At 70.6% G+C, this 19470-nt stretch carries 23 protein-coding genes; 11 read left to right on the plus strand and 12 right to left on the minus strand.

Translation table 11 applies throughout. The features are described 5' to 3' along the window. Positions 1-2 precede the first annotated feature (2 nt). Positions 3-1649, minus strand: a complete 1647-nt coding sequence (gene mdcA / locus ACLBYB_RS03640; RefSeq protein WP_447697889.1) for a malonate decarboxylase subunit alpha — start codon at positions 1647-1649, stop codon at positions 3-5. Positions 1650-1876: 227 nt separating this feature from the next. Between mdcA and madL the strand changes: the two genes are divergently transcribed. The 3 genes from madL to ACLBYB_RS03655 all read left to right on the plus strand — a co-directional run bounded on the left by madL (position 1877) and on the right by ACLBYB_RS03655 (position 3881). Then, a complete protein-coding gene (gene madL, locus ACLBYB_RS03645; protein ID WP_056521778.1) occupies positions 1877-2308 on the plus strand; it encodes a malonate transporter subunit MadL in 432 nt (143 codons plus the stop codon). Between the two features lie 17 nt (positions 2309-2325). Next, positions 2326-3090, plus strand: a complete 765-nt coding sequence (madM, locus tag ACLBYB_RS03650) for a malonate transporter subunit MadM (RefSeq protein WP_026604683.1) — start codon at positions 2326-2328, stop codon at positions 3088-3090. 122 nt (positions 3091-3212) lie between these two features. Continuing rightward, positions 3213-3881: a GntR family transcriptional regulator gene (locus tag ACLBYB_RS03655; protein WP_020091534.1), complete on the plus strand. Its 669-nt coding sequence runs from the start codon at positions 3213-3215 to the stop codon at positions 3879-3881. 15 nt (positions 3882-3896) lie between these two features. On the opposite strand, the gene ACLBYB_RS03660 is transcribed toward ACLBYB_RS03655, so the two are convergent. Further along, entirely contained in the window at positions 3897-4781 is an 885-nt protein-coding gene (locus ACLBYB_RS03660) for an NmrA family NAD(P)-binding protein (protein ID WP_447697890.1), read from the minus strand. Between the two features lie 74 nt (positions 4782-4855). Here ACLBYB_RS03660 and ACLBYB_RS03665 point away from each other — a divergent pair, with 74 nt between their 5' ends. Next, positions 4856-5290: a winged helix-turn-helix transcriptional regulator gene (locus ACLBYB_RS03665; RefSeq protein WP_091677906.1), complete on the plus strand. Its 435-nt coding sequence runs from the start codon at positions 4856-4858 to the stop codon at positions 5288-5290. A gap of 72 nt (positions 5291-5362) precedes the next feature. On the opposite strand, the gene ACLBYB_RS03670 is transcribed toward ACLBYB_RS03665, so the two are convergent. Both ACLBYB_RS03670 and ACLBYB_RS03675 read right to left on the minus strand, forming a co-directional pair. After that, complete coding sequence (locus ACLBYB_RS03670; protein ID WP_447697891.1) at positions 5363-5734, minus strand: cell division protein ZapA; 372 nt, start codon at positions 5732-5734, stop codon at positions 5363-5365. A gap of 42 nt (positions 5735-5776) precedes the next feature. After that, positions 5777-6061: a DUF4164 family protein gene (locus ACLBYB_RS03675; RefSeq protein WP_091978416.1), complete on the minus strand. Its 285-nt coding sequence runs from the start codon at positions 6059-6061 to the stop codon at positions 5777-5779. Between the two features lie 452 nt (positions 6062-6513). Here ACLBYB_RS03675 and gap point away from each other — a divergent pair, with 452 nt between their 5' ends. The 7 genes from gap to ACLBYB_RS03710 all read left to right on the plus strand — a co-directional run bounded on the left by gap (position 6514) and on the right by ACLBYB_RS03710 (position 12491). Then, positions 6514-7518 carry a type I glyceraldehyde-3-phosphate dehydrogenase gene (gene gap, locus ACLBYB_RS03680; protein ID WP_447697892.1) on the plus strand — a complete coding sequence of 335 codons (1005 nt, stop codon included), beginning with the start codon at positions 6514-6516 and terminating at the stop codon, positions 7516-7518. A gap of 89 nt (positions 7519-7607) precedes the next feature. Further along, complete coding sequence (locus ACLBYB_RS03685; protein ID WP_447697893.1) at positions 7608-8093, plus strand: hypothetical protein; 486 nt, start codon at positions 7608-7610, stop codon at positions 8091-8093. Positions 8094-8127: 34 nt separating this feature from the next. Beyond that, positions 8128-9330: a phosphoglycerate kinase gene (locus ACLBYB_RS03690; RefSeq protein WP_447697894.1), complete on the plus strand. Its 1203-nt coding sequence runs from the start codon at positions 8128-8130 to the stop codon at positions 9328-9330. A gap of 91 nt (positions 9331-9421) precedes the next feature. Next, positions 9422-9646, plus strand: a complete 225-nt coding sequence (locus ACLBYB_RS03695) for a hypothetical protein (protein ID WP_447697895.1) — start codon at positions 9422-9424, stop codon at positions 9644-9646. Positions 9647-9709: 63 nt separating this feature from the next. After that, positions 9710-10780, plus strand: a complete 1071-nt coding sequence (gene fba, locus ACLBYB_RS03700; protein ID WP_020091526.1) for a class II fructose-bisphosphate aldolase — start codon at positions 9710-9712, stop codon at positions 10778-10780. A 20-nt stretch (positions 10781-10800) separates the two neighbouring features. Further along, complete coding sequence (locus ACLBYB_RS03705) at positions 10801-11445, plus strand: thiamine phosphate synthase (protein ID WP_447697896.1); 645 nt, start codon at positions 10801-10803, stop codon at positions 11443-11445. Then, positions 11442-12491: a tetratricopeptide repeat protein gene (locus tag ACLBYB_RS03710; protein ID WP_447697897.1), complete on the plus strand. Its 1050-nt coding sequence runs from the start codon at positions 11442-11444 to the stop codon at positions 12489-12491. The genes ACLBYB_RS03705 and ACLBYB_RS03710 overlap by 4 nt, the downstream gene beginning before the upstream one ends. A gap of 4 nt (positions 12492-12495) precedes the next feature. On the opposite strand, the gene ACLBYB_RS03715 is transcribed toward ACLBYB_RS03710, so the two are convergent. From ACLBYB_RS03715 to ACLBYB_RS03750, 8 genes are all read right to left on the minus strand, one after another. Next, positions 12496-12936: a cupin domain-containing protein gene (locus tag ACLBYB_RS03715; RefSeq protein ID WP_447697898.1), complete on the minus strand. Its 441-nt coding sequence runs from the start codon at positions 12934-12936 to the stop codon at positions 12496-12498. Further along, positions 12933-13346 carry a carboxymuconolactone decarboxylase family protein gene (locus ACLBYB_RS03720; protein ID WP_447697899.1) on the minus strand — a complete coding sequence of 138 codons (414 nt, stop codon included), beginning with the start codon at positions 13344-13346 and terminating at the stop codon, positions 12933-12935. Before ACLBYB_RS03720 ends, ACLBYB_RS03715 begins: the two co-directional genes overlap by 4 nt. 28 nt (positions 13347-13374) lie before the next feature. Continuing rightward, a complete protein-coding gene (locus ACLBYB_RS03725; protein WP_026604679.1) occupies positions 13375-13800 on the minus strand; it encodes a DUF779 domain-containing protein in 426 nt (141 codons plus the stop codon). A gap of 162 nt (positions 13801-13962) precedes the next feature. Then, positions 13963-15486, minus strand: a complete 1524-nt coding sequence (gene adh / locus ACLBYB_RS03730; protein ID WP_020091519.1) for an aldehyde dehydrogenase — start codon at positions 15484-15486, stop codon at positions 13963-13965. A 308-nt stretch (positions 15487-15794) separates the two neighbouring features. After that, positions 15795-16142, minus strand: coding sequence for a DUF3325 domain-containing protein (locus ACLBYB_RS03735; RefSeq protein ID WP_020091518.1), 348 nt, complete (start codon positions 16140-16142; stop codon positions 15795-15797). Then, on the minus strand, positions 16139-17632 hold the full coding sequence (locus tag ACLBYB_RS03740; protein WP_447697900.1) for a PepSY-associated TM helix domain-containing protein: 1494 nt from the start codon (positions 17630-17632) through the stop codon (positions 16139-16141). The genes ACLBYB_RS03735 and ACLBYB_RS03740 overlap by 4 nt, the downstream gene beginning before the upstream one ends. 26 nt (positions 17633-17658) lie before the next feature. Next, the gene (locus tag ACLBYB_RS03745) at positions 17659-17970 is read right to left on the minus strand and encodes an iron transporter (protein ID WP_447697901.1); all 312 of its coding nucleotides are present in this window, start codon (positions 17968-17970) and stop codon (positions 17659-17661) included. A 523-nt stretch (positions 17971-18493) separates the two neighbouring features. Further along, positions 18494-19270, minus strand: a complete 777-nt coding sequence (locus ACLBYB_RS03750) for a cold-shock protein (protein ID WP_447696151.1) — start codon at positions 19268-19270, stop codon at positions 18494-18496. Positions 19271-19470 lie beyond the last annotated feature (200 nt).

Genomic DNA, 19470 nt, shown 5'->3' on the forward strand with positions numbered 1-19470 from the left:
CGCTACCAGTTCCGGAAGCGGGCGGGCGGCTCGTAGAGCCCGCCGGACCAGTGCACGAGATCCTTGATCGACTTCGCGGCGAGCAGTGCGCGGTCGGCGTCGAGCGGCTCGATGCCCAGATCCTCCGGGCGTCGGATGACGCCCCGGGCGCGCAGCTCCTCGACCTTCGCCCGGTCTCGACCGCGACCGACCTCGGTGTAGCCGGCCACGCCCCGGATCGCCTGCTCGCGCTCGTCGGCGTCGCGGCAGAGCAGGAGGTTGGCGATGCCTTCCTCGGTGACGATGTGAGTGACGTCGTCCGCGTAGATCATGACCGGCGCCAGCTCGAGGCCGATCTTTTTGGCCAGTTCGAGGGCGTCGAGCTTCTCCACGAAGGTCGGCACCAGCTTGTCGCCGAAGGTCTCGACCAGCTGCACGACGAGCTTGCGCCCGCGCATCAGTGCCGGATCGCCGACGATCTGGCCCTCGCGGCCGGCCTTCATCCAGGCGTCGGAGGGGTGGCGTCGTCCGTGCGGGTCCGACCCCATGTTGGGCGCCCCGCCGAAGCCCGCCACCCGCGACTGGGTGATGGTCGAGGAATGGCCCATCAGGTCGATCTGCAGGGTCGCGCCGATGAACATGTCGCAGGCGTAGAGGCCGGCGGTCTGGCAGAAGGCCCGGTTCGAGCGCAGGCTCCCGTCGGCGCCGGTAAAGAAGACGTCCGGCCGCTCGCGGATGTAGCGGTCCATCCCGACCTCGGAGCCGAAGCAGTGGACCTGCTTGACCCATCCGGACTCGATCGCCGGGATCAGGGTCGGGTGCGGATTCAGCGCCCAGTGCGTGGCGATCTTGCCCTTGAGGCCGAGCTTCTCGCCGTAGGTCGGCAGCAGCAGCTCGATCGCCGCCGTGCCGAACCCGATGCCGTGGTTGAGCCGCTTGATGCCGTACTCGGCGTAGATGCCCTTGATCGCCATCATGGCGATAAGGATCTGCGTCTCGGTCATCGCCGCCGGGTCGCGGGTGAAGAGCGGCTCCACGTAGAAGGGCCTGTCGGCCTCGACCACGAAGTCGATCCGGTCGCCCGGGATGTCGACCCGCGGGACCGCGTCGACGATCTCGTTGACCTGCGCGACCACGACGCCGTTCTTGAAGGCGGTCGCCTCCACGACGGTCGGCGTGTCCTCGGTGTTCGGCCCCGTATACAGGTTGCCGTTCCGGTCGGCCGAGACGCCGGCGATCAGCGCCACGTTGGGCGTGAGGTCGACGAAGTAGCGGGCGAACAGCTCCAGGTAGGTGTGCACCGCCCCGAGCTCGATCTGGCCGCCGTAGAGCATCTTGGCGATGCGGGCGCCCTGCGGGCCCGAATACGAGTAGTCGAGCCGCTTCGCGATCCCGGTCTCGAACACGTCGAGGTGCTCGGGCAGCACGATCCCCGACTGGACCATGTGCAGGTCGTGGATCTTCCCGGGATCGCAGGCGCTCAAGCCGCGGGCGAGGCAGTCGGCCTGCTTCTGGTTGTCGCCCTCGAGGCAGACGCGGTCGCCGGGCCGCAGGATGGCCTCCAAGAGGTCGACCACGGCTCCGGCCGGCACGACCTTGCCGTCCGCGTGGGCGCGCCCCGCCGCGATCCGCGCGTCGCGCGCCTGCCTCTCACCGCGCCACTCGCCCATCCGCGTGCTCCCACCGGTGTACCGAACGTCATATAGCGGGCACTCTGGTATTCTCAAACCCTTCTCTATCACAGTTTCGTATACGGGATTGCGCACCTGTCAATATCTTGCATACTTTCACCAACGGCCTCCGAGGCCGACCCGGGAGGGCAATGCGCCATGTCGCACGCGTCCATACGGCCGTCGGATGCGGCCGGAAGAGCCGCTTCCTCGAAGGGGCAACGCCGATGATCGTCCTCGGTGTCGCCCTGCTCGCCGCCTGCACGCTGGTCGGCGTGTATCTCGGCGATCTCCTCGGCCTGGCCCTCGGCGTGAAGGCCAATGTCGGCGGCGTCGGCATCGCCATGATCCTGCTCATCGCCGCGCGCCTGTGGCTGTCCCGCCGGGGCCGCCTGACGAAGGGCGTCCAGTTCGGCGTCGAGTTCTGGGCGGGGATGTACATCCCGATCGTGGTTGCCATGGCGGCCCAGCAGAACGTCGTCGCCGCGGTGAGCGGCGGCCCGATCGTGCTGATCGCCGCGACCGGCTCCCTGGTCCTGTGCTTCGGCGCGGTCGCCCTGCTGAGCCGGATCGGCCGGCGCGATCCCGGCAGCGGCCCCGTCGAGCACGGCGGATCCGTGATCGGCGGCGACGCCGAACCCGTCGCCAGGAAGGGGTGATCGCCATGGGACACGACATCTGGCACGGCATCGAGCACGTCTTCGTCGAGCAGAGCCTCGTGGCCGCCTTCGCGGTGGTCGGCGCGCTGATCCTGGTCTCGAACTTCGCCGCCAAGCACCTGACCAACGGCCGGGTCCACGGCTCCGCGATCGCGATCGTGCTCGGTCTGGTGCTCGCCTATGTCGGCGGGCTCTACACGGGCGGGAAGAAGGGCCTCGCCGACATCCCGGCGCTCGCCGGGATCGGCCTCATGGGCGGGGCGATGCTGCGCGACTTCGCCATCGTCGCCACCGCCTTCGAGGTCGACGTGATCGAGGCGCGGCGCGCGGGCTTACTGGGTGTCCTGGCGCTGGCGCTGGGCACGATCCTGCCGTTCATCGTCGGCACCCTGACCGCCGTGGCTTTCGGCTATCACGACGCGGTCTCGATCACGACGATCGGCGCCGGGGCGATCACCTACATCGTCGGGCCCGTCACCGGCGCGGCGATCGGCGCGGATTCCACCGTGATGGCGCTGTCCATCGCCACCGGAGTGACCAAGGCGGTGATGGTGATGGTCGGAACGCCCCTGGTCGCCCGGCTGATCGGCCTCGACAACCCGCGCTCGGCCATGGCGTATGGCGGCCTGATGGGTACGGTCAGCGGAGTCGCCGGGGGCCTCGCGGCGACGGATCCGAAGCTCGTCCCCTACGGCGCACTGACGGCGACGTTCCACACCGGCATCGGCTGCCTCGTCGGACCCTCGATCCTGTTCCTGACGGTGCGGGCCCTGGTCGGCTGACGCGTCGGCTCACCGGCTTCCCGGCCGAAAAGCGGATCCGCACGCGCGGATTAGGGTATGGTCCCGCATCGTCTTCCCGAGGACGGGCAGGCGCCGCTCAGGGGACGCTCGAGGAACGGCGCATGCACGGAGACTTCCAGAAGATCGACAGCGGGCTGCTCTCGGACCGGATCCGCGACGCGCTCACCGACGCCATCGCGTCGGGGACGATCGCGGCCGGTACGGCCCTCGACGAGCAGAACCTCGCCGATCGCTACGGCGCATCGCGCACACCCGTCCGTGAGGCGCTGCGCCAGCTCGCGGCCTCGGGCCTCGTGGAGATCCGGCCCCGGCGGGGCGTGGTGGTGGCGCGCCTGACGCCGCAGCGGATCGCCGACATGTTCGAGACGACCGCCGAGATCGAGGCGATGTGCGCCCGGCTCGCCACCTACCGGATGACGCCCCTCGAGCGCGGGGAGCTGATGGAGCTCCACGAGGAATCCGCCAAGGCGGTCGAGGCGGGCGACGTCGACGCCTACGACCGATTCAACCGCGCCTTCCACGAGGCACTCTACACGGCGACGCACAACGGCTTCATGGCCGAGCAGGCTCTGGCGATACGCGAGCGGCTGGCCGCGTTCCGGCGCACGCAGCTCCGCCACGCCGACCGGATCCGCCGCTCGCGGGAGGAGCACGGCGAGATCCTGTCGGCTATCGCAGAGGGGGACGGCGAGACGGCCGCCCGTCGCATGCGCGCCCACATGCTCAGGGCGGCGGCGGCGCTGGGGCGCTACATCGCCGAGACGGAGTGACGGGCCGGCGCGGCTTCAGAGCCGCGCGACGGCGTCGCGCACCGTGGACCGGTAGGGCGTCGTCGGCCTGCCGATCAGCGCGCTCAGCTGACGCGTGTCGTCGTTGAGGGCGCCGCGGGCCGCGGCCGCGTCCGAGTCGGCGAGCAGCGCCGCGAAGTCCGCCGGCATCCCGGCGCCGACCAGCGCCGCGCGGTATTCGGCCTGCGGCAGATCGCGGTACACGACCGGCCTGCCCGCGGCGGCGGCGATCGCAGCGGCGAACTCGGCCAGCGTGTAGGCCTCGTCGCCCGCCAGCTCGTAGACGCGGCCACCCTGCCCGTCGGCGGTGAGGACCGAGGCCGCCGCCGCGGCGTAGTCGGCCCGCGCGGCCGAGGCGATGCGCCCGTCGCCCGCGCAGCCGAGGACTGCGCCGTGGGCGAGCGCCGGCGCGATACCCGCGGCGTAGTTCTCCGTGTACCAGCCGTTGCGCAGCAGGACGAACGGCACGCCGGAGGCTTCGAGCAGCCGCTCGGTCCGGCGATGCTCCTCGGCCAGGGCGAGTGCCGACGTGTCGGCGCGCAAAACACTCGTGTAAGCGATCAGGCCGACACCGGCCCGCTTTGCGCTGTCGATGACGTTGCGATGCTGCGCCACGCGCCGGCCGATCTCGCTCGATGAGATCAGCAGGAGACGCTGGATGCCCTCGAGCGCCGCGTCCAGGCTCGTCGGGTCCGCGTAGTCGGCCCGTCGGACCGCGACGCCGAGCCTTCGCAGGCTCTGTGCAGCCTCGCCCTCGGTGTCGCGCGCACCGGCCACCACCGCGCTGGCCGGTACGCGCTGCAGGAGCGCCGCGACGACTTGGCGGCCGAGTTGGCCCGTGGCGCCGGTCACGAAGTAGGTCGGCTGACTGGTCGGGCTCATGCTCGCTCCTCATGGTTCAATATCGGAGCAAGGTCACTAGATGAGACCGCCAGCGCGGTGAAGGAGGCAGGATTTTGGGACCAGGTTACTCGGAGGAAACCGCGGTGCCGCTCGCCCGCGCCGAGCTGGCGGCCAAGTACGCGGCCTGGCAGGCCGGAACCCTCGATCCGGCGGCGTGCCCGGTGCGGGACGTGCTGGATCGGGTCGGCGACAAGTGGTCGATGCTGCTCCTGATCGCCCTGGCCGACGGGCCGCACCGGTTCAGCGCCCTCCTCCGGACGCTGCCCGACATCTCGAAGCGGATGCTGACGCAGACGCTCCGGGACCTGGAGCGGGACGGTTTCGTCGCGCGGACGGTGTTCCCGACGAAGCCGCCCAGCGTCGAGTACCGGCTCACGGATCTCGGGGCCGCCTTGCTCGAGCCGCTGGCGCGCCTCGTGCAATGGGCGGAGGAGCGTCACGGCGCAATCCGGGCGGCGCGGACCCGGTTCGACGCGGAGCCCTTCTAGGAGCGTCGCGCGCGGCCTGCCACGGCTTCTTCAGGACGTCGGGCCTCGCGCTGTCCGCCCGCGCGAAGAGGGTCAAGCCCGCGTCGCCGATCCGCCGAGGGCGTCGGCGAGCCGCCCGATATGCTCGGCCGCCCGACCGATCCCGAACGCCGCCCGCTCGGCATCGTCGACCCGCCCACGCTCGGCGGTCTCGGCGGCGGCGCGCAGCTCCGCCACGCTGCTCTCCAGCGACGACATCCGCGACCGCAGTTCCGCGAGTTCGTCGGCGATGGTCAGCGCCGCCATGACCTGCAGGCGCATGTCGCCGATCTCGCCGAAGCTCTTGCGCATCTCGCCGATGCGCCCGTCGAGGAGGGCGGCGAGACCGGTGAGATGCGCCTCCTCACCCTCGCCGCAGGCCATGCGGTAGCTGCGGCCGTCGATGGTCACGTTGATCTGCGGCAAGGATCGCTCCGGTGATCGCTCCGACAGGCTTGGGCGGTGGTGTCAGGCGCGTCCGAGTACATCCTGAACGGTCTCGATGGCCCGGTCGAGCCGGTGGCCGACCTCCCCGGTCGTCGCCGAGACCGTGGCGAGGCGGGCGCTCGCCGCGTCCAGGGCGGCGGCGAGCCGGGCCCGGTCCTCGTCCATCAGGGCGAGTTCCGCGTCCCGGTCGTCGGGCTGCGCGTCGGTCTCGAGGCGATGCTGGACGACGGCGTCGAGGCGGTTGATCGCCGCTTCGAGCCGGTTGAGGGCGTCGTCGATGGAACGGGTCTCGGTCTCGTCGGCCATGGTTCTTCGTCTATCCCGACGCGAAGCTTTCCGTCGAATGCAGGCGAAATTCCAGCGCGAAAACGCGTTTGATCCCCGATCCGGTCGCTGACCGAATGGATCGTCGCGATCCCTGTTTATTGGTCGGTGGATCGAAGGTCTTTGTCACAACCACGCGTTTGACAGGTCGAGGCTCCATGCTAGACAGCCGCGCGATCCCGAGAGGGACCGCGCGAGACATGCCGGAGGGCCGGTCCGCGACAGTTCCGAGGCCTCAGCCAGCACCGTCCGAATTGACGGTCACGGGCGTGGAAGCCCGGCCTCTCCCGGTCCGGTTCATCGCAGGTTCAAACCCGCCCGCCCAGATCCCGCCCGGCCCGGCCCGGACGGTATGGCGGGCCGCCGAGACCGCTCCGCGGACCGCCCCCCTGAGGTCCGGCGCGCGGCGAGCCGCATCAGGAAGGAGTCACGCCGTGACGAAGGTTGCCATCAACGGGTTCGGACGCATCGGCCGCAACGTCCTGCGCGCGATCGCGGAAGCCGGCCGCAGCGACATCGAGGTCGTGGCGATCAACGATCTCGGCCCGGTGGAGACCAACGCCCACCTGCTCCGCTACGATTCCGTGCACGGCCGCTTCCCCGGCGAGGTCGCGGTCGACGGCGAGTTCCTGGTGGTCAACGGCAAGCGCATCAAGGTCACGGCCGTGCGCAACCCGGCCGAGCTGCCGCACCGCGACCTCGGCGTCGACATCGCCCTGGAATGCACCGGCATCTTCACCTCGAAGGACAAGGCGAAGGCCCATCTCGACGCCGGCGCCATGCGCGTTCTCGTCTCGGCCCCGGCCGACGGCGCCGACCTGACGGTGGTCTACGGCGTCAATCACGACAAGCTCACGGGCGAGCACCACGTCGTCTCGAACGCCTCCTGCACCACGAATTGCCTCGCCCCGGTGGCGAAGGTGCTGGACGAGGCCGTCGGCATCGAGCGCGGCTTCATGACCACGATCCACTCCTACACCAACGACCAGCCCTCGCTGGACCAGATGCACAAGGATCTGTACCGGGCCCGCGCCGCGGCGCTCTCGATGATCCCGACCTCGACCGGCGCGGCCAAGGCCGTCGGCCTCGTGCTCCCGGAGCTCAAGGGCAAGCTCGACGGCACCGCGATCCGCGTGCCGACCCCGAACGTCTCGGCGGTCGACCTCGTGTTCACGGCCAAGCGCGCCACCACGGTTCAGGAGATCAACGACGCCATCAAGGCGGCCGCCTCCGGCCCGCTCAAGGGCGTCCTCGGCGTCACCGACCGGCCGAACGTCTCGATCGACTTCAACCACGATCCGCACTCGTCGACCTTCCACCTCGACCAGACCAAGGTCATGGACGGCGTGCTGGTGCGCATCCTGACCTGGTACGACAACGAGTGGGGCTTCTCGAACCGCATGGCCGACACGGCCGTGGCGATGGCCAAGCTCATCTGAGCCGGACTGCAGCGGTCGCCGCCTCCCTTGAGGCCGGCGGCCGCACCTCTCTTCGGACGGCCTTTCTTCGAACCAGGGACTCTCCAGGGATGACCGACGCTTCGCAGGGCACGTCGAGCGGGCCGGCTGCCGTGCCGCCCGCCCCCAGGCCGGCTCCGCCGCCGCCCACCACCCAGACCGCACCACCTCCCGTGGCACCCGCCGCCTCCGCGCTCCCGTCCCACGCGCTCCCGGCCAACCAGCTTTTCGATCAGCTCGCGCGCATCGAGGACAAGTGCTCGCGCATCGAGGACAAGTACGCCCGCTCAGAGGCGCTGCTGTCCCGCGTCGAGGACAAGGTCGAGAACGCCGCGAACCGGATGAACGAGTCCGCGCGCCAGTCCGACCTCGCGGCGCTCCGCACGGAAATGCGCGGCCTCGCCGAGCGCACCCGGCGCCTGCCCGGAACCGGCGCCCTCGTCCTCACCGCCGTGATCACCGCCATCCTGACCGTGGTCCTGATGGTCGCCGTCCAGCGGCTCAACCTCGACCGCCTGCTGCCGCAGCGGGCCACCATCGGCACCACCGCGCAGTAACCGCCCCGCCCCGAACAGGACCGCACCAGACCGCATGAGCGCCTTCCGCACCCTCGACGATGCCGGCTCCCTCAAGGGCAAGCGGGTCCTCATGCGCGTCGACCTGAACGTGCCCATGGAGAACGGGCGGGTGACCGACGCGACCCGCATCGAGCGCGTCGCGCCGACGATCCGCGAGGTCGCCGAGCAGGGTGCCAAGGTGATCCTGCTCGCCCATTTCGGCCGCCCGAAGGGCAAGCGCGAGCCGAAGGATTCGCTGGAGCCGGTGGTCCACGCCCTCGGCGCGGCCCTGGGGCGCAGCGTCGCGTTCGCGGCGGACTGCGTCGGCGACGCGGCCGCGCAGGCGGTGGCGGCCCTGAAGGACGGCGATGTCCTCCTGCTCGAGAACACCCGCTACCACGCGGGCGAGGAGAAGAACGACGCGGCCTTCGCGGACGCCCTGGCGGCGAACGGCGACGTCTACGTCAACGAGGCCTTCTCGGCGGCTCACCGCGCCCACGCCTCCACCGAGGGTCTGGCGCACCGGCTGCCGGCCTACGCGGGCCGCGAGATGCAGGCCGAACTCGACGCGCTGACCAAGGGCCTGGAATCGCCCCAGCGCCCGGTGATCGCGCTGGTCGGGGGCGCCAAGGTCTCCTCAAAGATCGACCTCCTCGAGAACCTCGTCGCCAAGGTCGACATGCTGGTGATCGGCGGCGGCATGGCCAACACCTTCCTGCACGCGCAGGGCAAGGCGGTGGGCAAGTCCCTCTGCGAGAAGGATCTCGCCGAGACCGCCACGCGCATCCTGGCGGCGGCCGAGAAGGCCGGCTGCCGGATCATCCTGCCGGTCGATGCCGTCGCCGCGACCGAATTCAAGGCGCAGGCCCCGCATGAGACCGTGCCGGTCGATGCCGTGCCGGACGCGAGCATGATCCTCGACGCCGGTCCGCGCTCGGTCGCCGAGATCAACGCCGCCATCGACGGGGCAAAGACTCTGGTGTGGAACGGCCCGCTGGGCGCCTTCGAGCTCGCTCCGTTCGACGCCGCGACCGTAGCCGCCGCCAAGCACGCGGCGTCCCGGACCGAGGCCGGCCAGCTCGTCTCGGTGGCGGGCGGCGGCGACACGGTGGCCGCACTTAACCACGCCGGCGTGGCGCAAGACTTCACCTACGTCTCGACCGCCGGCGGTGCCTTCCTCGAGTGGCTGGAAGGCAAGGCCCTCCCGGGCGTCGAGGCGCTGCGGGCGAAGGGCTGAGACGGCCGCCTTGCTCTCCTCCCCCTTCGACCGAGCCCTATCTACGGGACCGGCCTCCATCGGCTGGGGGGCCGAGTCGATCGGTGACGACGTGGCGAACGCGACCTTCGAGATCCTGAAGGGCATCCGGGCGCGCGTGGCCACGCCGGCTATGGCGGGCGGCTTCGACGCGCGTGTCAGCGCGATCGCGGAGGCCGTCGTTGCCCTGGAGAACCGGTCCGGGTGCCGATCATCCGCCGAAAGAATGCCCTGCGCCGCGTCGGAGATTGACCGAAAGCAAGGCACTCGGCAGAGCGACACGATACAGCTCAGCTGAGTGCCTGACGGCAACTCCGGCGATCGGGCGGACGACGAAACGGGAAACGGGAAGACACGCACGATGGCACGCATCACCCTCCGGCAGCTCCTCGATCACGCCGCTGAGTACGAGTACGGCGTGCCCGCCTTCAACCTGAACAACATGGAGCAGGGGCTCGCCATCATGGCGGCCGCCGACGCCACCGACTCGCCGGTGATCCTCCAGGCGAGCCGCGGCGCCCGCGCGTACGCCAACGACGTCGTGCTCGCGAAGCTGATCGACGGCCTCGTCGAGATCTACCCGCACATCCCGGTCTGCATGCATCTCGACCACGGCAACAACGAAGCCACCTGCGCCACCGCCATCCAGTACGGCTTCACCTCGGTGATGATGGACGGCTCGCTGAAGGCCGACGGCAAGACCCCGGCCGATTACAACTACAACGTCGAGATCACCCGCAACGTCACCAAGATGGCCCACTGGGCCGGCGTCTCGGTCGAGGGCGAGCTGGGCGTGCTCGGCTCTCTGGAGAGCGGCCAGGGCGAGGCCGAGGACGGCCACGGCGCCGAGGGCACCCTCAGCCACGACCAGCTCCTGACCGACCCGGACGAGGCCGTGAAGTTTGTCGAGGCGACCAAGGTGGACGCGCTGGCAGTAGCCATGGGCACGAGCCACGGCGCCTACAAGTTCACCCGCAAGCCCGACGGCGAGGTGCTGGCGATGAACGTGATCGAGGAGATCCACCGCCGCCTGCCGACGACGCACCTCGTCATGCACGGCTCCTCCTCAGTGCCGCAGGACCTACAGGACATCATCAACCAGTACGGCGGCCAGATGAAGCCGACCTGGGGCGTCCCGGTCGAGGAGATCCAGCGCGGCATCAAGCACGGTGTGCGCAAGATCAACATCGACACCGACAACCGCATGGCGATGACCGGCCAGATCCGGAAGGTACTCACCGAGAACCCCTCCGAGTTCGACCCGCGCAAGTACCTGAAGCCCGCCATGGAGGCGATGACGAAGCTCTGCAAGCAGCGCTTCGAGGAGTTCAACACCGCCGGGAAAGGCTCGAAGCTCCGCCCGATCTCCGTCGCCGAGATGGCCAAGCGCTACGCCAGCGGCGCCCTCGACCCGAAGATCGGCCCGCAGTAGGGCGCGGATTGTCGGCCGCGATGAGCAACAGCGCCCGCCTCGCCCTGCTCGGACCGCACGGTCTCGACGCGGAGGGCATCGCGGACTTCGTGACGGTCCTGAAGGCCGCCTGCGAAGCCGGCGATGTCGCCGCCGTGATCCTGCGGCTCGCCGCCACCGACGAGCGCGGGCTGACGGCCCGCGTCAAGTCGGTCGCTTCGATCGTGCAGGAGCGCGGCGCGGCGCTGGTCGTCGCCTGCCCGGGCTTCGCCGGTGACCTTGCCACGGTGGCGATCCGCGGCGGGGCCGACGGCATCCACGTCGACAAGCCGCGCGACTTGAAGGACCTGCGCGGCCGGCTCCGGGACGGCCGCATTCTCGGCGCGGGCGGCCTCGAGACCAAGCACGGCGCGATGGAGGCCGGCGAAGCCGGCATCGACTACCTGATGTTCGGCGGCCTCTACCCGGACGGCGTCGCGCCTGATGCGGAGACGGTCCGGGCCCGCGCCGCGTGGTGGGCCGAGATCTTCGAGACGCCGTGCATCGCGGTGGCGGCCGCCGCCGACGAGATCGCGTCGCTCGCCGCGACGGGTGCGGAGTTCGTCGGCCTCGAGAGCGGCCTCTGGCTGCAGGATTCGGGCGCGGTCGAGCGGGCCCAGTGCGCCGTCCGGGAGATCGAGGCGTGAGGGGCCGCGACGTTCGTCTGGCAGCTCTCGCCGGCGCCGCGCTGCTGGCGGTGCCGACCTGGGCGGCCTCGGGACCGGCCGACCCGGCCCGGACCGCGGCGCCCGGCTCGCTCGGGCCCGCGGCGCAGACCGGCAAGGCGTCGATGCCGGAGCTGCCGAGCCCTTACACGCCGAACTACGCCCGGGGCGCCGTGCCGCCGCCGGGGAGCCAGCCGCCGGATTTCGCCTACGGCGCCTACCAGAAGGGTCAGTACGTCACCGCCTTCCGCGAGGCGACGAAGCGCATCGAGGCGAATCCCAAGGACGCCGCCGCCATGACGCTGCTCGGGGAGCTGTACAATCAGGGCCTCGGCGTGAAGCAGGATCCGGTGAAGGCGGCCGACTGGTATCGCCTGGCCGCGGCGCAGAACGACGCCTCCGCCATGGCGTCCCTCGGGTTGATGGCCCTCGACGGCCGCGGCATGCCGAAGGACCCGAAGGGCGGGCGGCGCTGGCTCGAGCAGGCGACGGCCCAAGGTTCGCCAACCGCGGCCTACAATCTCGGACTGATCCTGATCGGCACCGGCGCGACCGCCGACGAGGCGGCGGCGGCTTCACAGTTCCGCAAGGCGGCCGACGCCGAGATCGGCCCGGCCCAGCACGACCTCGGCGTGCTCTACCTGCAGGGCCGCGGTGTGCCCAAGGACCCGTCGAAGGCCGCGGAGCTGTTCCGGCGCGGCGCCGACAACGGCGACCTCGCCAGCGAGGTCGAGTACGCGATCCTGCTGTTCAACGGCACCGGCGTCACCAAGGACGAGCGGGCGGCCGCACGGTACTTCCTCCACGCGGCCTCGCGCGGCAACGCCATCGCGCAGAACCGCGTCGCGCGGCTCTACGCCGTGGGTCGCGGCGTCGCCAAGAATCCCGTGGAGGCGGCCGCCTGGAACCTCGCGGCGGCCGGACAGGGCCTGTCCGACGCGTGGCTGGATCAGACCCTCTCCGGTCTCTCGGCCGACGAGCGCACCCGGGCGGAGCGTCTCGCCAACGAGCGGATCGAGCAGCGCTGAGCCGCTAGACCTCGGCCTTCGACCAGTCGACGCCGGCCTCGAGATGCGGCAGCAGGACGACGCTCTCCTGCTCGTTCGGGTCCGTCCTGGCGATCACCGCGGTGACGGGCTCCGTCTGGCTGCGGTTGTAGGGCAGGTGCGGCACGTCGGCGGCGATGTAGACGAACTCGCCGGCGCCCGCGATCGCGTGGTTCTCCAGCCGCTCGCCCCAGAAGCAGCCGGACACGCCCGACAGCACGTAGATCGCCGTCTCGTGGGATTCGTGCTTGTGAGCGTGGGCGCGCTCCCCGGGCGGGATCTCCAGGAGCTGCATGTGCAGCGCCTTCGAATCCACGGACTCGGCCGAGACGGCCGGTCGGTAGATGTGCCCCTGCTTGCCGCGGAACGGCGCACTCTCGTGCACCACCCGGAACCCCTGCTTGTCCGTGCCGGACGCGGAACTCATGGATCTTCCTCCACTCTGAAGGCGGGATCGACGGGGATCTGCATGCCGTTGACCAGCGCGTTCGTCTGGTTGGCCATCCCGACGACCGCCAGGAACTCGCCGTGCTGGGCCTCCGTCAAGCCCTTGGCCCGCGCCGCCGCGGTGTGGGAATGGATGCAATAGGGGCAGCCATTCGCGATCGAGACCGTGATGTAGACCAGTTCCTTGGTCAGGGGATCGAGGGTACCCGGTCCCATGACGGTCTTGAGCGTCGACCAGGTCCGCTCCAGCAGTGCCGGATCGTTGGCCAGGCCCCGCCAGAAATTGTTGACGAAGTCGGATCCGCGGGTCGCCCGGATGTCGGCGAAGACCGCGCGGACGCGCGGGTCGGCCTCGACCTCGGGATCGGACCAGAGTTTCACGGTCGCCATCGCAGTCCCTTCCTCGAAGCTCGCGCCGTCAGAGCCTGCACGCCTCCTCGAGCGCCCGGTTCTCCGCCTCGGAGAACAGGCGCGAGCGGATGTGGAAGCGCTTCTCCCGACCGTTCTCCAGCGAGAACATGCCACCGCGGCCCGGCACCACGTCGAGGATCAGGTGCGTGTGCTTCCAGACCTCGAACTGCGACCGGCTGATGTAGAAGTCCGCGCCGCCGACGGTGCCGAGATGGACGTCGCCGTCGCTCACCAGGAAATCGCCGACGGGATAGCACATGGGAGACGAGCCGTCGCAGCAGCCACCCGACTGGTGGAACATGACCGGACCGTACTCGCCCCGCAGCTCGTCGATCAGCGCGAGGGCCGCCGGGGTTGCGGTGACCCGCAGCGGCGTCCCGTCGGCGCCGGCCTGCTCGGCGACATTGGCGTCCACACTCTGCTCCGAACTCATGCGATCCTCCCGGTCGATGCCTGAATATGCGTGCGCGCCGGCCGGTTTCCACTGCGGCGCCCTCCGGAGCGCGGAGTGCATGGTCACCGGGTCCGGGATCGAAAAAGCCCCGGCCTTGCGGCCGGGGCTGAAGTTGTCTCGGGGGTTGACCCGGGAAGAAACTCAGAAGAACCCGAGCTTCTTGGCCGAGTAGCTGACCAGCATGTTCTTGGTCTGCTGGTAGTGATCGAGCATCATCTTGTGGGTCTCGCGGCCGATGCCGGACTGCTTGTAGCCGCCGAAGGCCGCGTGGGCCGGGTAGGCGTGGTAGCAGTTCGTCCAGACGCGGCCGGCCTGGATCGCCCGGCCGAAGCGGTAGGCGCGGGTCCCGTCGCGGGTCCAGACGCCGGCGCCGAGGCCGTAGAGCGTGTCGTTGGCGATGGAGAGCGCCTCGGCATCGTCCTTGAAGGTCGTGACCGACAGGACCGGACCGAAGATCTCCTCCTGGAAGATGCGCATCTTGTTGTGGCCGCGGAACACGGTCGGCTTCACGTAGAAGCCCTCGGCGAACTCGCCGTCCTTGACGTTCCGCTCGCCGCCCGTGAGCAGCTGCGCGCCCTCCTGCCGGCCGATATCGATGTAGGAGAGGATCTTCTCCATCTGCTCGCCCGAGGCCTGGGCGCCGATCATCGTGGCCGGATCCAGCGGCGAGCCCTGGGTGATCGCCTCGACGCGCTTCACCGCGCGCTCCATGAACCGGTCGTAGATCGACTCGTGCACGAGCGCGCGGCTCGGGCAGGTGCAGACCTCGCCCTGGTTGAGGGCGAACATCGTGAAGCCCTCGAGGGCCTTGTCGAGGAAGTCGTCGTCCTCGTTCGCCACGTCGGCGAAGAAGATGTTCGGCGACTTGCCGCCGAGCTCCAGCGTCACCGGGATCAGGTTCTGCGACGCGTACTGCATGATGAGGCGGCCGGTGGTCGTCTCACCCGTGAAGGCGATCTTGGCGATCCGCGGCGACGAGGCGAGCGGCTTGCCGGCCTCGAGGCCGAAGCCGTTGACGATGTTCAGCACGCCCGGGGGCAGCAGGTCGCCGACGATCTCGGCCAGCACCAGCACCGAGGCGGGGGTCTGCTCGGCGGGCTTCAGGACCACGCAGTTGCCAGCGGCGAGCGCCGGGGCGAGCTTCCACACCGCCATCAGGATCGGGAAGTTCCACGGGATGATCTGGCCGACGACGCCCAGCGGCTCGTGGAAGTGGTAGGCGACCGTGTCGTGGTCGATCTCGGAGATCGAGCCTTCCTGCGCCCGCACGCAGCCGGCGAAGTAGCGGAAATGGTCGATCGCCAGCGGGATGTCCGCGTGGGTCGTCTCGCGGATCGGCTTGCCGTTGTCCCAGGTCTCCGCCAGGGCGAGCAGATCGAGGTTCTCCTCCATCCGGTCGGCCATCTTGAGGAGGATGCGGGCGCGCTCGGCCGGCGCCGTCTGGCCCCAAGCCTCCCGGGCGGCGTGGGCGGCGTCGAGGGCCTTCTCGACGTCCTGGGCGTCGGAGCGGGCGACCTCGCACACCACCTTGCCGGTGATCGGCGAGGTGTTCTCGAAGTAGCGGCCGGCCGCGGGGGCGACCCACTGGCCGCCGATGAAGTTGTCGTAGCGGGCCGAGAAGGGCGACTTGACCTTCGAGTCGCCGAGGAATTCCGGCTTGTTCATCGCTGTGTTCCCTCCGTGGGCCCCGGCCTCGCGAACCGCGGCTCTTGGGCTTAAGCTGGCGCTCGGGCGACCGATCCTGGGGGCCGCATCCGCTTCCGCTCTGTTCGCAGCCAATGGCTTTTGGCCTGCCGAATCAAGGTGGACTTTTGGCCAGTGCGCGAGTGCGCCGATCCTACGCGCTTCCCGGCATCATCGCGAGCGGGCAAAAGAGCCTCGTCTCCGGCACCGTCCGGCCGGCCGCCGCGCGACGATCGGCCAGACCCGGCGACCGGCCGAATCGATGATGTGCCGAATCGGCGCGCTGTTCCTCAGCCGAGCAGGGCCAGCGGAACGGACGCCGCCGCGAGCGGAAGCGCCGCCAGGGCCGCGTTCCGCAGCCACGTGGGCCGGTACGCGACGATCGCCACCACGGCGAGGGCGGAGCCCGTCAACGATCCGACCCACTGCACTGGGCCGAAATTCCAGCCCCCCGCCGCGACGGCCGCCGCGAACGAGAGGCCGAGCCCGCACCAGCCCGCCATCCGCAGGCTGCCGACCCGCGCCTTCGGCACGCCGACGCGGTAGGCGGCCCGGTGGTGCCGGTCGAGGCTGAGGGCCAGGGCCGCGAAGCCCGAGAAGCTCAGGAGCAGGCTGAGGATCAGCGCGGCGGCTGTCATGCTTCGACCGTCCGGGACAGGGTTACCTTGGCCGGACGGGCCGCGGCCACGCCCCGCCGCGTGGCCAGCCGGGCCGCGAGGCCGAGCGCGAGGCCGACGGCCGCCATGGCGGCGTCGAAGGCGAGGAAGCGCTGCTGGCCGATGAGGATCACGTCCACCAGCGGGATCGCCAGGAAGGCGCAGGCCGGCACCGCCAGGGCGAGCGACCATGCGCGCCTACGCGGGTACAGGGACGCCGCGAGGGCGGCCACGAGCCAGGCGGCGAAGAAGGCGCGCACCTCCCAGTCCGCCCGGGCCCCGAGCCCGTCGGGCAGCAGACGGTTCGCCAGGAAATACGCGGCGAGGCCCACCGGCAGACCCGCGATGGTGCCGAGGTTGAGGAACCGCACGAGACGCAGGCCGAAACCCTCGGGATCCGCGCCCTTCGGCGCCCGGGCCACGGTCCAGAGCACGAGGCCGCTGGCGACCGTGGCGGCACCCATCACGCCGCAGAGGAAGAACAGGAGGCGCAGGGGCGCGGCGGCGAAGTGCGCCTCGTGCAGCCCCACCATCACGGCCCCGGTCCGGGTCGCCGCGCCGGCCTCGCCGACCCGGGCGATCTCCGAACCGGTATCGGCCGCATAGGCGATCTGCGGGTGCAGGTGCGCGAGCCCGTGCGGCTCCTCGAAATACGCCGTCACGGTGGCGCCGGCGTCGCCCGGCCGCGTGACCAGCACCACCTCGGGCACCTCGCCCCCGGCGGCCGTCGCGCGGGCGACGATCTCGCCGAGCGGCAGCGGCGTGCCGGGGCGCCCGACCGGGGCCGCGCCCGGGATCGCCAGGCCGGCCTCGGCGTAGTAGCGCAGCATGTCGTCGCCGTAGACGGCCTTCATGCCCCAGGGCATCAGCATCGCCGACAGGGTGACGAGGCCCGTGTAGACGATCATCAGGTGGAACGGCAGCGCCAGGACGCCGACCACGTTGTGGGCGTCGAGCCAGCCGCGCTGCGCAGAGCGGTCGCGCCGGAAGGTGAAGAAGTCGGCGAAGATGCGCCGGTGCGTCACGATCCCGGAGATCAGCGCGATCAGCAGGACCATGGCGCAGGCCGAGACGATCCAGCGACCCCAGATCGGCGGCAGGCTCAGCTCAAAGTGGAATCGGTAGAGGAAGTCGCCGCCGCGCGTGTCGCGGATGCGCGCGGGCTCGCCCGTGGCGGGATCGAGGAGCGCGTGGTGGAACGGGCCACCCGGACGCGGCCACCAGTAGACCTCGACGGCCGGGGTCTCGGCATTCGGCAGCTTGACCGACCATCCGGCCGCGTCCGGCATGATCCGGCGCAGGAACGCCCCGGCCCGCGTCGCCGCTGCGGCGGGATCCGGTGCGGTCGCGGACAGTTCGGGCCGCATCCAGTGCGAGATGTCGGTGCGGTAATAGCTGGCGGTGCCGGTGACGAAGATCGCGAACAGCACCCAGCCGACCACGAGGCCGGACCACGTGTGCAGCCACGCCATCGCCTGGCGGACACTCCGCGCCGGGCTCACGCGGCCGCCCCGTGCGCGAAGGCGCCGGCGAGCCACAGGGCCCCGGTCAGCAGGAGCGCCGTCAGCCCCAGGACGAGGGTCGCCCGGCCGAGCGTGCGGGCCGCGAACACCCAGATCGCCGCCCCCGCCATGATGGCGAAGCTCGCCAGCGTCCCGGCCGAGACCGCCTCGGCCCGCGGGAACGGAAGAACCAGGGCCAGCAGCGCGCTCGACAGGGCGGCGACCGCGTAGCCGCCGAGGATCGCGAGCAAGACCCGGCCGGCGACCGCCGCGCGGTCGGCCAGCGTCGGCATAGCGCGGGCGCTCATGGCGCCATCCCTCGTTCCCGTGAGCCCATGGCGCGACGTACCAGCGGTCCGGGCCGCCGCGCAACGCCTATGTTCCGGAACGATTCCAGTGTGAAAAGAGGCGTTTAGGACGCCGGAAAGCGGCGCGTCCCGAGGTCGGATCCGACGCTCGCCGCCCCGCGCTACGGGCCGGCGGTTCCCGACGCGCCGTCGCGGCTCGGCCTGCGGATCGCCACGGCCGCATTCCGCGCGCTCGGCGGCAGATCGGCCCCGGGGTCGGGTTTGCTGAACGCCGCGGCCGATCCGGGCACAGGGCCGGCCGCGCGGCCGTCGCGCGCGTGTCCCCAGCCGTAGCCGGCGTTGACCCCGCGTAGAAGCCCGTGAAGTCCTCCGCTCGCGCAGTTCCCGCGAGCAGCACCAGGGCCGTGGACAGCACAAGGCGGCGCATCGATCGTCCCCGAACGAGAAAGGCGGCGGCCCCGCTCGGAGCCGCCGCCTCATGATCTTCGCGGAACGCCGCGGCAAAGAGACCGCCGCGGGATCCTCAATCCTCGACGTTGATGCTCTGGGCCTCACGGCCCTTCTGGCCCTCGACCACGCCGAGCGTGACCTGCTGGCCCTCGGCGAGCGAATCGAGACCGGCGCGGGACAGCGCGGAGCGGTGCACGAACACGTCCTTGCCGCCGTCGTTGACCGAGACGAAGCCGAAGCCCTTGGCGGGATCGTACCACTTCACGGTGCCGCTCATCTCGACCGACGGGCCGCTGGCGAAACGGCCACCGCCGCCACCACCGCCGCCGCCGTAGCCGCCGCCGCCACCGTAACCACCGCGATCGCGGTCGCCGTAGCCGCCGCCGGCCCCGAAGCCGCCGGTGCGCGGACGGAACTCACGCCGGGGCGCGGGCGCCTCGGCCGTGGAGGTGTCGACGCTGGTGACGCTCGTGACCTGCGGGCCTTTCTGACCCTGGGCCGTCGTGACCGTCAGCCGGGTGCCCGGCATCAGATCGTCGTGGCCGGCCGCCTCGACAGCGCGGATGTGGAGGAAGGCATCGCCCGAACCGTCGCCGAGTTCGACGAAGCCGAAGCCCTTCTCCTTGTTGAACCACTTGACCGTCGCATCGCGCTCCGGTCCGGACGCGACGGGAGCCGCGCCACGCGACGGGCCGCGATCGAAACCGCCCCCGCCGAAACCACCGCCGCCACCGCCGAAACCGCCGCCGCCGTATCCGCCGCTGGGGGGAGCCTGATCAGGCCATCTCGGCTCGCCACTCTCGTCGAAGCCGCGCTTCTGCGGCCCTCTGAAATCACGACCACGTCCCATAGAAAGCTCGCAAAAACCGTCCGCCGCCCTTGTCTCGAATACCGCGTGCGCGCCATCCCAGACAGCCCACGCCCCGCACTATCATTACCCCAGGTCGCGGTAACCAAGAATAACGCCCCAGTCCTGACGCAATCGGGCCTTGACCGCAAGGACCTTCTTGGCTCAGAGGCGCCCGTTTCGTTACTTTCTTGCGGCAAACA

The sequence above is a fragment of the Methylobacterium sp. D54C genome (assembly GCF_053345595.1).

What these genes read in the sequence shown, in the direction of transcription:
- mdcA (WP_447697889.1), bottom strand. Translation starts at nt 1,649, where the DNA reads ATGGGCGAGTGGCGCGGTGAGAGGCAGGCGCGCGACGCGCGGATCGCG.
- madL (WP_056521778.1), top strand. Translation starts at nt 1,877, where the DNA reads ATGATCGTCCTCGGTGTCGCCCTGCTCGCCGCCTGCACGCTGGTCGGC.
- ACLBYB_RS03655 (WP_020091534.1), top strand. Translation starts at nt 3,213, where the DNA reads ATGCACGGAGACTTCCAGAAGATCGACAGCGGGCTGCTCTCGGACCGG.
- ACLBYB_RS03660 (WP_447697890.1), bottom strand. Translation starts at nt 4,781, where the DNA reads ATGAGCCCGACCAGTCAGCCGACCTACTTCGTGACCGGCGCCACGGGC.
- ACLBYB_RS03675 (WP_091978416.1), bottom strand. Translation starts at nt 6,061, where the DNA reads ATGGCCGACGAGACCGAGACCCGTTCCATCGACGACGCCCTCAACCGG.
- ACLBYB_RS03685 (WP_447697893.1), top strand. Translation starts at nt 7,608, where the DNA reads ATGACCGACGCTTCGCAGGGCACGTCGAGCGGGCCGGCTGCCGTGCCG.
- ACLBYB_RS03690 (WP_447697894.1), top strand. Translation starts at nt 8,128, where the DNA reads ATGAGCGCCTTCCGCACCCTCGACGATGCCGGCTCCCTCAAGGGCAAG.
- fba (WP_020091526.1), top strand. Translation starts at nt 9,710, where the DNA reads ATGGCACGCATCACCCTCCGGCAGCTCCTCGATCACGCCGCTGAGTAC.
- ACLBYB_RS03705 (WP_447697896.1), top strand. Translation starts at nt 10,801, where the DNA reads ATGAGCAACAGCGCCCGCCTCGCCCTGCTCGGACCGCACGGTCTCGAC.
- ACLBYB_RS03715 (WP_447697898.1), bottom strand. Translation starts at nt 12,936, where the DNA reads ATGAGTTCCGCGTCCGGCACGGACAAGCAGGGGTTCCGGGTGGTGCAC.
- ACLBYB_RS03720 (WP_447697899.1), bottom strand. Translation starts at nt 13,346, where the DNA reads ATGGCGACCGTGAAACTCTGGTCCGATCCCGAGGTCGAGGCCGACCCG.
- ACLBYB_RS03725 (WP_026604679.1), bottom strand. Translation starts at nt 13,800, where the DNA reads ATGAGTTCGGAGCAGAGTGTGGACGCCAATGTCGCCGAGCAGGCCGGC.
- adh (WP_020091519.1), bottom strand. Translation starts at nt 15,486, where the DNA reads ATGAACAAGCCGGAATTCCTCGGCGACTCGAAGGTCAAGTCGCCCTTC.
- ACLBYB_RS03735 (WP_020091518.1), bottom strand. Translation starts at nt 16,142, where the DNA reads ATGACAGCCGCCGCGCTGATCCTCAGCCTGCTCCTGAGCTTCTCGGGC.
- ACLBYB_RS03740 (WP_447697900.1), bottom strand. Translation starts at nt 17,632, where the DNA reads ATGGCGTGGCTGCACACGTGGTCCGGCCTCGTGGTCGGCTGGGTGCTG.
- ACLBYB_RS03745 (WP_447697901.1), bottom strand. Translation starts at nt 17,970, where the DNA reads ATGAGCGCCCGCGCTATGCCGACGCTGGCCGACCGCGCGGCGGTCGCC.
- ACLBYB_RS03750 (WP_447696151.1), bottom strand. Translation starts at nt 19,270, where the DNA reads ATGGGACGTGGTCGTGATTTCAGAGGGCCGCAGAAGCGCGGCTTCGAC.